The sequence below is a fragment of the Pedobacter sp. genome (assembly GCF_035566355.1).
GTDB lineage: Bacteria > Bacteroidota > Bacteroidia > Sphingobacteriales > Sphingobacteriaceae > Pedobacter.
In genome coordinates, this window is the sequence record NZ_DATMRL010000462.1 from 1 (window position 1) to 11897 (window position 11897).

The 11897-nt window shown below is 41.5% G+C and carries 11 protein-coding genes and 1 pseudogene; 8 read left to right on the forward strand and 4 right to left on the reverse strand.

What is annotated here, in order from left to right; genetic code table 11:
• Window positions 1–1253, forward strand: a 1253-nt coding sequence (locus VNZ46_RS17835; RefSeq protein WP_325561388.1) for a glycoside hydrolase family 30 protein, incomplete at its 5' end; no start/stop codon positions are given.
• A gap of 116 nt (window positions 1254–1369) precedes the next feature.
• The gene (locus tag VNZ46_RS17840; RefSeq protein ID WP_325561389.1) at window positions 1370–1840 is read left to right on the forward strand and encodes a hypothetical protein; all 471 of its coding nucleotides are present in this window, start codon (window positions 1370–1372) and stop codon (window positions 1838–1840) included.
• Here the strand turns inward: VNZ46_RS17840 and VNZ46_RS17845 are convergent.
• Window positions 1837–2523, reverse strand: a complete 687-nt coding sequence (locus VNZ46_RS17845) for an RluA family pseudouridine synthase (RefSeq protein ID WP_325561390.1) — start codon at window positions 2521–2523, stop codon at window positions 1837–1839. The two genes, VNZ46_RS17840 and VNZ46_RS17845, sit on opposite strands and share 4 nt — an antisense overlap.
• 3 nt (window positions 2524–2526) lie before the next feature.
• The gene (panB, locus tag VNZ46_RS17850; RefSeq protein ID WP_325561391.1) at window positions 2527–3342 is read right to left on the reverse strand and encodes a 3-methyl-2-oxobutanoate hydroxymethyltransferase; all 816 of its coding nucleotides are present in this window, start codon (window positions 3340–3342) and stop codon (window positions 2527–2529) included.
• An 816-nt stretch (window positions 3343–4158) separates the two neighbouring features.
• On the opposite strand from panB, the gene carA reads away from it, so the two are divergent.
• From carA to VNZ46_RS17880, 6 genes are all read left to right on the forward strand, one after another.
• Window positions 4159–5271 carry a glutamine-hydrolyzing carbamoyl-phosphate synthase small subunit gene (carA, locus tag VNZ46_RS17855; protein ID WP_325561392.1) on the forward strand — a complete coding sequence of 371 codons (1113 nt, stop codon included), beginning with the start codon at window positions 4159–4161 and terminating at the stop codon, window positions 5269–5271.
• 98 nt (window positions 5272–5369) lie between these two features.
• Complete coding sequence (locus VNZ46_RS17860) at window positions 5370–6137, forward strand: ABC transporter ATP-binding protein (protein ID WP_325561393.1); 768 nt, start codon at window positions 5370–5372, stop codon at window positions 6135–6137.
• A 10-nt stretch (window positions 6138–6147) separates the two neighbouring features.
• The gene (locus VNZ46_RS17865) at window positions 6148–7239 is read left to right on the forward strand and encodes an ABC transporter permease (RefSeq protein ID WP_325561394.1); all 1092 of its coding nucleotides are present in this window, start codon (window positions 6148–6150) and stop codon (window positions 7237–7239) included.
• Window positions 7240–7345: 106 nt separating this feature from the next.
• Window positions 7346–8038, forward strand: coding sequence for an aquaporin Z (gene aqpZ, locus VNZ46_RS17870; protein ID WP_325561395.1), 693 nt, complete (start codon window positions 7346–7348; stop codon window positions 8036–8038).
• 220 nt (window positions 8039–8258) lie between these two features.
• Window positions 8259–9554 carry a phosphopyruvate hydratase gene (gene eno / locus VNZ46_RS17875; RefSeq protein ID WP_108549953.1) on the forward strand — a complete coding sequence of 432 codons (1296 nt, stop codon included), beginning with the start codon at window positions 8259–8261 and terminating at the stop codon, window positions 9552–9554.
• A gap of 84 nt (window positions 9555–9638) precedes the next feature.
• Entirely contained in the window at window positions 9639–9938 is a 300-nt protein-coding gene (locus VNZ46_RS17880) for an FtsB family cell division protein (RefSeq protein WP_108549952.1), read from the forward strand.
• Here the strand turns inward: VNZ46_RS17880 and VNZ46_RS17885 are convergent.
• Together VNZ46_RS17885 and VNZ46_RS17890 are read right to left on the reverse strand one after the other, a co-directional pair.
• Entirely contained in the window at window positions 9935–10546 is a 612-nt protein-coding gene (locus VNZ46_RS17885; RefSeq protein ID WP_325561396.1) for a trimeric intracellular cation channel family protein, read from the reverse strand. The genes VNZ46_RS17880 and VNZ46_RS17885 overlap by 4 nt on opposite strands.
• 9 nt (window positions 10547–10555) lie before the next feature.
• Window positions 10556–11897: pseudogene (locus VNZ46_RS17890) on the reverse strand (hypothetical protein); the annotation flags it as partial.

An 11897-nucleotide genomic window follows, 5' to 3' on the forward strand; every position in this document is an offset into this window, starting at 1 on the left:
ACTTTGGAGATTTCAGCAATAGTAATCCCTCCATTGAGATCAATGAGCAACAGACTTATCAAAGTATTGATGGCTTTGGCTTCACCTTAACTGGTGGAAGTGCTACATTGATTCATAGTCTTCCTGCAAAAGAAAAGGAAGCCCTGCTTCAGGAACTTTTCTCCAGAAAAGGAAATGGCATTGGCATCAGTTACCTGCGCATCAGTATAGGTGCTTCAGACTTAAGTGCAGATACATTTACGTATAATGATCTTCCCACTGGACAGACTGATATAAACCAGGAAAAATTCTCCCTGTCCAGAGAAATGAAAGATTTGGTTCCGGTGCTTAAGCGCATTGTAGCCATCAATCCTTCTATTAAAATCCTGGGTTCTCCATGGACGGCACCTACCTGGATGAAAGACAACGACAGTTTTAAAGGAGGTAGTTTAAAACCTGAATATTACGAATCTTATGCCAGGTATTTTGTAAAATACATTCAGGCTATGAAAGCACAAGGAATTACTGTTGATGCGGTGACCATCCAGAATGAACCTTTACATCCTGGAAATGTACCCAGCATGTATATGGAAGCTCCAGACCAGGCCAAGTTCGTTAAAACAGCCCTTGGTCCTGTGTTCAAAAAGGAAGGCATCAAAACCAAGATCATTGTTTATGACCATAATGCCGACAGACCAGATTATCCTATTACGATCCTGAATGATCCGGAAGCCCGTCAATATGTAGATGGTTCTGCTTTTCATTTATATGGTGGTAAAATTGATGCCCTGACTGAAGTCCATAATGCCCACCCGGATAAGAACCTGTATTTTACAGAGCAATGGGTAGGTGGCCCGGGTAATTTCCCTGAAGACCTGAAATGGCATGTTTCTACCCTGATCATTGGTGCCACACGAAACTGGGCCAAAAATGTACTGGAATGGAACCTTGCCGCAGATCCTTCTTATGGTCCACACACAGTAGGTGGCTGTGTAACCTGCCTTGGTGCCTTAACCATACATTCAGCGGTAAAAAGAAACGTTGCTTATTATATTATTGGCCACGCTTCTAAATTTGTTACTCCGGGCTCTGTAAGGATTGGATCCAATTCTACAAGCGGACTGGAAAACGTGGCCTTTAAAACACCTGAAGGCAAGAAAGTGCTCATCATAGCCAACACAACCGACCATACTCAAAATTTCAATATAAAAGATAATGGCAAAACCCTGGAGACTAATTTACCTGCCGGGGCAGCAGCTACCTTTGTATGGTAATACGTTTTGTTAATTGTTTAGAAAGCCCCGCCCAAAGCGGGGTTTTCTGTTTAATTTCAACTTTGCTCAACTATTTTGTACCTTAACTGTTGTATACCTTATTGAAGAACCAAGAGATGAAACATTACCTTCTTTCGCTTTTCGCACTTACAGGCGCGCTGAGTTCCTGTCAGAACACAACTGTAACCAACCCAAAAGCCGACAGCATAGTGCATGCGGAAAGCGAGCACGTCACCCTTCCCGGACAAGAATGCTATTCCTATATTAAAGATAAGGATACCATTGCCCTTTCCCTGCATACAACCTCGGGCAAAATTACAGGAGATTTAACCTATAGTTTGTATGAAAAAGATAGGAATTATGGAACAATATCTGGTGTGATGAAAGGCGATACCCTTTTAATCGATTACACTTTTGATTCCGAAGGCATGCATTCAGCAAGACAAGTCGCCTTTCTCAAAAAGGAAAATCAGTTAATAGAAGGCTTCGGCGACGTGGAAGATAAGAACGGAGAGATGGTATTTAAAGATCCGAAAAACCTCCAGTTCAACAGTGCCATTGTGCTTACTAAAGCAGATTGCAATTAAAAGTCTTCAAAACGCTCCCAAAAACCATCTACCGGCAATTTGGCAAATATATTAACAGGCTCCTTTTTTACAGGGTGTGTAAACTGTAGACGACGCGCATGCAAGCAAATGCTGCCCTTTCTGCTCCCCCTTGGATAACCGTATTTATTGTCTCCAACTATGGGGCAGCCCAAGGTGGATAGTTGTACCCGGATTTGATGAGAACGACCCGTTAATGGGTCTACCTCGATCAGATAATAACCTCCAAGTTCACCAATGAGCCTGTAACTCAATTCGGAGCGCTGACTTCCGGGCACTTCTTTATTATGGGGGGTAACTACGTTTTTCTGAGGGTTCTTAATCAGCCAGTGTACTAATGTACCTGAAGGTTGTGCCGGCTTGTTTCTCACCACCGCCCAATAGGTCTTTTTGACTTCCCTGTTCTTAAAAAGCGCATTCATCCGCTCCAGTGCTTTACTGGTTTTGGCAAACAGGATTACTCCGCTAACGGGGCGGTCCAGACGATGTACCACACCCAGAAAAGCGCTGTTGGGTTTATTGTATTTTTTAGCAAGATATTTCTTAACCATGTCTTCCAATGGCTCATCTCCTGTCTCGTCAATCTGAACAATATCACCGGCGCGTTTATATACTGCTATTAGATGATTGTCCTCGTAAAGTATATCTTTATCGGTTACAGACATTGCTTAATATTGTTCTTTTTCATTTGGAAAATCATTGCCTTTCACATCTTTGATATAAGATTCTGCGGCATTTTTTATTCCACTATATAAATCCAGATACTGACGCAGGAAACGAGGCTTAAAGCCTTTGGTCAGACCAATCATATCATTAACCACGAGTACTTGTCCATCACAATCCGGACCGGCGCCAATTCCTATGGTTGGAATATGTAAACTTTCAGATACTTCCTTTCCTAATTTTGCAGGTATTTTTTCCAGCACAACTGAAAAACACCCGGCCTTTTCCAGAATCTTTGCGTCACTTTTTAATTTTTCTGCTTCCAGCTCGTCTTTAGCTCTTACTGTATAGGTTCCAAATTTATAAATGGATTGCGGAGTAAGCCCGAGGTGTCCCATCACTGGTATACCTGCGGTAATAATACGTTCAACTGATTCCACAATCTCGGCCCCGCCCTCCAGCTTTACGCCATGTGCCCCGGACTCTTTCATAATTCTGATGGCAGAATTCAGGGCTTCTTTTGAATTTCCCTGATAAGATCCGAAAGGCAGATCTACAACAACGAATGCTCGTCCTGCTCCTCTAACTACACTTTGAGCATGGTAAATCATTTGATCCAGCGTAATTGGAAGGGTTGTTTCATGTCCCGCCATAACATTAGATGCAGAATCTCCAACGAGTAATACATCCAGCCCTGCGTCTCCAAGGATTGTAGCCATGGAATAGTCATAAGCTGTTAACATGGCTATTTTCTCGCCACGTTGTTTCATTTCTTGCAGAATATGTGTAGTAATGCGTTTTACTTCTTTATTTACTGACATGCCTATTAGGTTTAGATTGACAAAATTAGGTTTTACAATCGAAATAAAACGCAAAAACAATAACCTTTACGTAAAATTAGTAGGATAGTAAGCTTATTGAAAAATCAATATACTCTTCGAGGACTGGAGTCCTTGCCCCGCTTCGCTCTTGTGGCAAGGCCCCCTGAGGTCCTCTCAGAGTAGTATTGATTTTTTTAGGCGCTTAGCTGGGGGGGGGAGGATCCGGGCAGGGGGCAGAGTAGGTTATGGAATTCGACAGGGTTATTTGGCTAGTATGTGCCTGGAACTTGCCTGTTCCAGTCCTGGTTTATACTAACTCCTGAGTTACTCCTGAATTAGAGCAGCCTAAGTCCGGGTTTTTCTGCAAAAACCCGGACTTACTCCGGACTCACACCGGACTAACTCTGCTGGGACTATACACCAGTACACAACCTTGTCCGGAAGATTCAGGAACAATACCGGTTCCTGTTTCATAACCTCTGCGCTCTACCTGGTCACCTCCCCCCTCTGCAATTTGCTAAGGAAAATTCTGTACAGCTGCTTCAAGACCTCAGAGATCTGTCCGCTTCTTCAGCGGTCCTGATATCGTTAGTCTTGAAGCAGCTGTACAGAATTTTCCTCTAAATTCCCTTAATCTACCCCTTCTTAAAATTACTGTTAAAAAAATATTGAAATGAACACTCAAAAACCTATCTTTGTATCCCGAAATGAACGGGTTAGATAACATCACATTTGTTAACAGTAAAAATGGCCAAAATGCCAGTACTCCCCATTCTTTTTTCTCTTTTTTCCACATAATTTCTGATTATTATCATCATGACTAACTACACCAAGTTACCCGCGATCTTGTTATTGGCAGACGGAACCGTATACCACGGTAAAGCAGCCGGAAAAATCGGTACCACAACCGGAGAAATTTGTTTCAATACAGGAATGACCGGGTATCAGGAAATTTTCACTGATCCTTCCTATTTCGGCCAGATCATGGTTACCACCAATGCTCATATCGGAAATTATGGAATACATAAAGAAGAGATCGAATCTGATTCCATCAAAATAGCGGGTCTGGTTTGCAAAAACTACAATATTGGATTTAGCCGTAAAGAAGCTTCAGAGTCAATTCAGGATTACTTCCAGAATGAAAATATTGTCGGTATTTCAGACATAGACACCCGTGCCCTGGTGCGTCACATCAGACATAAAGGTGCAATGAATGCCATTATCTCCTCCGAAATCACTGATCTGGAGGAATTGAAAAAGAAATTAGCAGAAGTTCCCTCCATGGATGGTTTAGAACTTTCTTCTCAAGTATCTACCAAAGAGCCTTATTTCTACGGGTCTCCGGAAGCTACCTATAAGATCGCTGCACTGGATCTGGGTATTAAGAAAAATATCCTTCGTAATTTTGACGACAGAGATATTTATGTACAGGTATTTCCGGCAAAGACAAGCTTCGAAGAGATGAATAAATGGGGTGCTGATGGCTATTTTATTTCCAACGGCCCTGGTGACCCTTCCGCAATGCCTTATGCAATTGAAACCGTTAAGCAAGTATTAGCTGCAGACAAACCCCTGTTTGGAATTTGTTTAGGTCATCAGCTGCTGGCAGAAGCCAATGGTATCGGAACCATGAAAATGTTCAACGGACACAGAGGATTAAACCATCCCGTAAAGAACATCATCAAAAATCATTGTGAAGTGACTTCACAAAACCACGGATTCGGTGTGATTCCAGAAGAAGTGAGAAGTTCTGACAAAGTAGAGATTACCCACCTTAATCTGAACGATCAGTCTATTGAAGGTATCCGGGTCAAAGGCAAAAAAGCTTTCTCTGTTCAGTACCATCCGGAGTCTTCTCCAGGCCCTCATGATTCCCGTTATCTTTTTGATGACTTTATTGAAATGATCAAAGGCGAGCTGGCCTGGTAACCTTATTCACAGGTTTAAAGCATCATTTTACCGACATATTGCAGGTTTTAAGGGATAGATGGTTTTCTATTCCTTAAAAACCTTCTTACTTTTACACCATGGATAAAAAGAAGGCCATTATCAGTGTTAAAAACCTGGTAAAGAACTATGATGATTTCAACGCGGTAAAAGGCATCAGCTTTGACGTGTATGAAAACGAAATCTTTGGGTTACTTGGCCCAAATGGCGCCGGAAAAACGACAACCCTCGAAATCATTGAAACCCTGAGAGAAAAAACATCCGGAGAAATTACCGTTGATGGTTTATCAGTAGATCACGATGCAGGGAGGATCAAACAAATTATAGGTGTACAGTTACAAGCTGCGGGCTACTACCCTAACCTCAACCTGGTTGAACTGATGGAATTATTTTCCGGATTGTATGGAGTAGATATCAAGCCCATGGAAATGCTGGAAAAAGTAAATCTTCAGGACAAGGCCAAAGCCCGGTATAAAGCCCTTTCAGGAGGCCAGAAACAACGTTTCTCTATCGCCACTACCCTCATCAACAATCCCAAAATCATCTTCCTGGACGAACCCACAACCGGTTTAGATCCACAAGCCCGGCGCAATCTATGGGACCTTATCATTGAAATTCGCAAAAGCGGTACCACTGTAGTGATCACAACACATTATATGGATGAAGCAGAACAGCTTTGTGACCGGGTTGCTTTTGTAGAACACGGACAGATTATTGCACTGGATTCACCCGACAATTTAATTGACAATCTTGTCAATAGTGGCTTTGAACGAAAAAAAGAAGTAAAAAAGGCAAACCTTGAAGATGTATTTATTAACCTGACCGGCCAGCAATGGCGTGAAGGATAATCTGAGAACCATGAACAAACCTTATAACAATACCAAAGCAACTTTAGCACTGGCTAAAGCCAGCTTCAGATCCATCATGCGCAGCCCCTCTGCTGTTGTATTCACCCTGGCTTTTCCGCTGATTTTTATCCTCGTTTTCGGTTTTCTTGGCGGAGGTGGGGTTAAAGTAGATCTTGCTGTTGCACCCGGTTCTAATCTTCAAAACCCTATAATCTATGCATTGGAAAAAGTCTCTGTAGTGAGGCTCATAAAAGATAAAGCCCCTAAAGAAATTCAGGCCGACCTGGAAAAAGGAACCATAGATGCTGTCATTGATGTTAAAAGTAATCCATCGGGTACGCCAGCCTTTATAGCTGATGTAAAATATACCTCGGCCTCTATTGATAAGTCCAACATTCTTAAATCCATCCTGAATAACCTGCTCTATACGCTTAATTCAAGAGACATGAAGCCAACCGTTGCTGAATTGAATGAAAGTACCGTGAAAGGCCGTATCTACAGGACCATAGATTTTATTCTCCCTGGTCAACTGGGCTTCTCTTTACTCAGCACTGGTGTATTTGGAACGGCATTTGTCTTTTTTAGCTTACGTCAAACCCTGGTGATCAAACGCTTTTTTGCCACGCCAGTGAAAAGATCCAGTATTGTATTGGGGGAAGGACTTGCCAGAATTGGTTTTGCTTTACTTGGCGCCCTGTTTATCATCCTGATTGGACATTTCTTTTTTCATTTCACACTTATACATGGTGTCATAACGGTGATCAATATGCTCCTACTGGCCACCATTGGCGTTATTGTTTTCATGGGCTTTGGATTTGTGGTGTCTGGTCTGGCCAAGAGCGAAAGCACCATCCCTCCAATATCCAATATTATTACTTTGCCACAATTTTTACTTTCGGGCACTTTCTTTTCTATAGATGCATTCCCAAACTGGTTACAACCCATCAGCAGGGCCCTGCCTTTAACTTACCTGAACGACGCGATGCGAAAGGTTGCATTTGAAGGTGCAGGTTTATGGGATGTCAAGCAACAAATCCTGATCATGATTATCTGGGGGTTTGGCATCTACGCTGTAGCTGTTAAGGTTTTTAAGTGGGAGTAAAAAAAACTACTTTACTGAAATTTTATTTGTGTAAGTCATAATTATTTATTGTAAATTACATATATGATCACTCCCACACCAAATAAAAATTTAAACACCGTAAAGTATGAAAAAACTAGTAGCAGAATTTATTGGAACATTTTGGCTCGTACTGGGCGGCTGCGGCAGCGCTGTCCTTGCCTGTAATTATCCTGGGGCAGGCATCGGCTTTGCCGGCGTAGCCCTCGCATTTGGATTAACTGTTGTGACTATGGTCTATGCCATAGGCAGCATTTCCGGCGGTCACCTCAATCCCGCCGTATCCGTTGGTCTTTGGATTGGAGGCCGCTTTGACGGAAAAGACTTGATTCCCTACATTATTTCCCAGGTACTGGGCGGCATTGCCGCTGCTGGTATCCTGTATGTTATTGCTACTGGTAACGGAAGTTCCATTGGGGGCTTTGCAACCAATGGCTACGGAGATTTATCTCCTGGAAAATATAGTCTGACTGCAGCGCTGGTCTGCGAAGTTGTGATGACCTTTATATTCCTTATCGTTATCTTAGGCGCTACCGATGACAGGGCACCTAAAGGATTTGCGGGCTTGGCCATAGGCCTTTGTCTTACGCTGATACACCTGATCAGCATTCCTGTAACCAATACTTCTGTTAATCCTGCAAGAAGCACCAGCCAGGCTTTATTTGTTGGTGGTGAGGCGCTGAGTCAGCTTTGGCTGTTCTGGGTTGCACCTATTGCAGGGGCTATTTTGGCTGGTCTGGTTTATAAAGCGGTTTTTGCTTCCAAATCTGAAATAGCATAATCATTTTAGAAGATAAAATACTATACCTGGGAGATAATTCTAAGAATTATCTCCCTTCTTTTTTTGACAACATTTTAACTTAACTATTTCTTAGCTAAGGCTTAATTCAAAAAAAAACATTATCAAAGCCTATAATTTAAAATTTATTATAACTTTGGATATTGCCTTAGTAATTGTAATTTCTACACTAAGGCTTATTTACAAATAAAAACCAATAAAAATGAGTTTAATAATCGATGTTCATGCGCGGCAAATACTTGACTCCCGCGGCAATCCTACAATTGAAGTAGACGTAATCACAGAAAATGGTGTCCTTGGCCGTGCGGCCGTACCATCTGGTGCTTCTACGGGTATGCACGAGGCTGTAGAGCTTCGTGATAACGATAAGTCTGTATATATGGGTAAGGGTGTTTTAAAAGCTGTTGCCAATGTAAATGACAAGATTGCTGCTGAATTAAGAGGTATCGATGTATTTGAGCAAAATGCCATCGATAACCTGATGATCAAACTGGACGGAACAGAGAACAAAGGTAATTTAGGTGCAAACGCTATTCTTGGTGTTTCTTTAGCTGTAGCTAAAGCTGCCGCTCAGGAAAGCCGTCAGCCTTTATACCGTTACATCGGCGGGGTTAATGCTAATACTTTGCCTATCCCGATGATGAATATTGTGAACGGTGGTTCGCACTCTGATGCCCCTATTGCTTTTCAGGAATTTATGATCATGCCAGTTGGCGCTTCTTCTTTTTCAGAAGCTTTAAGATGGGGTACTGAAGTATTCCATAACTTAAAAGCAATCCTGCACAGCAGAGGTCTTTCTACTGCAGTAGGTGACGAAGGTGGATTTGCACCTACTTTTGAAGGTACTGAAGATGCAGTTGAAACCATTATTAAGGCGATTGAAAAAGCAGGTTACAAAGCAGGTGAGCAAATTTGCCTGGCTTTTGATTGTGCAGCTTCAGAATTCTACAAGGACGGTAAATACGACTATACTAAATTTGAAGGCGATAAAGGTGCCATCCGCACCAGCGCTGAGCAAGTGGACTACCTGGCCAGTTTAGCGGCTAAATATCCAATCATCTCTATTGAAGATGGTATGGCGGAAGATGACTGGGCTGGATGGAAATTACTAACTGAGAAAATCGGTGATAAAGTTCAGTTGGTTGGTGATGACTTGTTCGTAACTAACGTTAAGCGTTTGCAAACTGGTATAGACCAGGATACTGCAAACTCTATCCTGGTAAAAGTGAACCAAATCGGTTCTTTAACTGAAACCATCAACGCGGTTACTTTAGCACAAACGAATGGTTATACTTCGGTAATGAGCCACAGAAGTGGTGAAACTGAAGATACAACGATTGCTGATCTGGCTGTAGCCCTAAACTGTGGTCAAATCAAAACCGGATCTGCTTCACGTTCGGACAGGATTGCAAAATACAATCAGTTGCTTCGTATTGAAGAAGAACTTGGTGCAGCTGCACGTTTCATTGGTAAAGATTTTAAATTCTTCAAGAAATAATTTAAAAGTTTATATAAAAGAAACGGCCCTTATTTTTCGATAAGGGCCGTTTCTTTTTATGAATTTTACCTTATATTTGTGTCTATGAATCGTTTACTTGATCTTTTCCGCAACAAATACTTCATTGCAGCTGCTGCTTTTGTGGTATGGATGCTATTTTTTGACAAGAACGATATGTTGTCTCAGTATGAATACCGCTCTGAAGTAAACAAACTTCAGGAAGAAAAAGATTTCTACGAGAAAGAAACGGCTCATGTAAAGAAAGACCTGAATGAACTGAATACCAATCTGAATACCGCAGAAAAGTTCGCCAGAGAAAAGTACTTCATGAAGAAAGACAACGAGGATGTCTTTGTCATTATCAAAGAAGCTCCTAAAGACTAATAGCCAAATCTTGGCAAAGTGAGCTTATATTTCACTACGATAATCCGAAATACAAAAATAAAGGCAATCACCGTAATCCTGGCCAGATCATTCCCTATCTTAAAATAGATCAGTCCATAGTACAGAATTCCACCAAGGATACAGGCTGTTGCATAGATTTCCCTTTTAAAGATAAGTGGTATTGTATTTAAAAGCGTATCGCGGATTACTCCGCCAAAACATCCGGTAATGGTGCCCAGAGCTACACAAATTCCAGGGCTCAGACCAAATAAAATGCCTTTCTGAATGCCCAGCATGGTAAACAGCCCCAGACCGAGAGAGTCAAAAAGAAAGAGTGTTACCTTAAACTTTTTAATGTGGGTTTTGAAAAAGATGGTCGCAATACAGGTGATCAGGATCAGCAGACAATAATTGACATCTCTCATCCAGGCCACGGGCGTATCTCCTAATAACAAATCGCGCACGGTACCACCCCCTATAGAAGTGACAAAGGCAATGATCAATACGCCGAAGGGATCAAGCCGTCTTTGCATAGCTGCAAAAGAGCCGGATATTGCAAAAGCAATTGTACCCAGAATCTCAATGGTTTGTGACGTACTTATTTCCATACTTTTTAACTAGCGTAAACCGTTTCTCTTTCTCACAAACCATTCTGTACTTAGCAAGGCTAAGATCAGTACAAATAACCATTTAAAGTTAATTAATTCTTCATATTTCAGGTCTTCAAAACTTAAGGTCTTTATAGTTTCCTTGTTTTTGAGCTCCCTGAACAGTTCTTTAAGGTTTTCCGGGGCATACATCTTTCCACCAGTTTGGGCAGAAATGGTGTATAGCAATTGATGATTTGCTGTCGTTTGCTGATATTCAGCAAACAGAGGATTTACAAAGAATGTGCCTTCAGCAGTATATTTCCGGCCGCCCATTGAAGTCTCCGCAGCATAGTTATAAGTTCCAGGAGGCAACAGTCCGACATTAAGCAGGTAAGCTTTCTCTGACTTTGAAAAGGTAAAATTAAAAACCTTTCCACCTTCATTACGGATTCTAACTGTAACATCTGGTGTATTTACGGGTTGATAATTGTCATTATACAGACTGGCATTTAAAACTACGGACTCATTTTCGTCCACGCTCGTTTTTGATGGATAAACCTTAAATTTACGTTTGTCATCTTTAACGGTGAGATATTGGACAGATTGCAACACCAGCTGATTCAACGTTTCGGACAAATTATTTCTTGCCTCAGTCAGTTTCCATCTCCAAAGCCCTTCTCCAATGAGGTAACACGATTTAAGCTCACCAGAGGACATAAAAAACCATAAAGGTAGATTGGATCCGATTTTCGTTTGTTTTTGATTCAGCATCGCCAAAGCCACTCCGTTGATATTCAATTGCCCATAGGGTATTTGCAGTGGATCATAACTTTGAATACTTTTTTTAAATGCTTCATTAATTTCAAAGGTGGTAAAATCAGTATTGACTATTGGTGTGATTTCCTGAAGCCGGTCATTGGAGCTGCTTAGACTTACCTGTTGCTGTAAACGGTTAAAGGCAGTAAAGTCAGTTTGCGCACCAAGTACATACCAAACCGGTCGTTTGGACGCTTGCACTTTACCGATCAGGGATGCCGCTTTAAACTGCTGGTCTGGCAGCTGGTAAAGAATCACCAGACTATAATCATTGACATTAACCACATCCAGGTCTTTATTTAAAATGGTTTTTACCTCAAAGTGTCTGTTGGTTTCTATAGCTTGTTTTAAAACGGCCAGATCAGGATGAGGTCCGGCAGCAGCTATTAATACTTTTTGCCTGTCGTCTATAACCTCTACAACGAAATTCTGTGCATTGTTTTGCATTGACACCTCATTTTTCAATGGGCTCAATACAACTTTATAGGATATGGATCCTAGTTTAGCCGCTTTTAATTTAATCTGGATATTTTTAACGAATGTATTTGCATCA

What these genes read in the sequence shown, in the direction of transcription:
- VNZ46_RS17840 (WP_325561389.1), top strand. Translation starts at nt 1,370, where the DNA reads ATGAAACATTACCTTCTTTCGCTTTTCGCACTTACAGGCGCGCTGAGT.
- VNZ46_RS17845 (WP_325561390.1), bottom strand. Translation starts at nt 2,523, where the DNA reads ATGTCTGTAACCGATAAAGATATACTTTACGAGGACAATCATCTAATA.
- panB (WP_325561391.1), bottom strand. Translation starts at nt 3,342, where the DNA reads ATGTCAGTAAATAAAGAAGTAAAACGCATTACTACACATATTCTGCAA.
- carA (WP_325561392.1), top strand. Translation starts at nt 4,159, where the DNA reads ATGACTAACTACACCAAGTTACCCGCGATCTTGTTATTGGCAGACGGA.
- VNZ46_RS17860 (WP_325561393.1), top strand. Translation starts at nt 5,370, where the DNA reads ATGGATAAAAAGAAGGCCATTATCAGTGTTAAAAACCTGGTAAAGAAC.
- VNZ46_RS17865 (WP_325561394.1), top strand. Translation starts at nt 6,148, where the DNA reads ATGAACAAACCTTATAACAATACCAAAGCAACTTTAGCACTGGCTAAA.
- aqpZ (WP_325561395.1), top strand. Translation starts at nt 7,346, where the DNA reads ATGAAAAAACTAGTAGCAGAATTTATTGGAACATTTTGGCTCGTACTG.
- eno (WP_108549953.1), top strand. Translation starts at nt 8,259, where the DNA reads ATGAGTTTAATAATCGATGTTCATGCGCGGCAAATACTTGACTCCCGC.
- VNZ46_RS17880 (WP_108549952.1), top strand. Translation starts at nt 9,639, where the DNA reads ATGAATCGTTTACTTGATCTTTTCCGCAACAAATACTTCATTGCAGCT.
- VNZ46_RS17885 (WP_325561396.1), bottom strand. Translation starts at nt 10,546, where the DNA reads ATGGAAATAAGTACGTCACAAACCATTGAGATTCTGGGTACAATTGCT.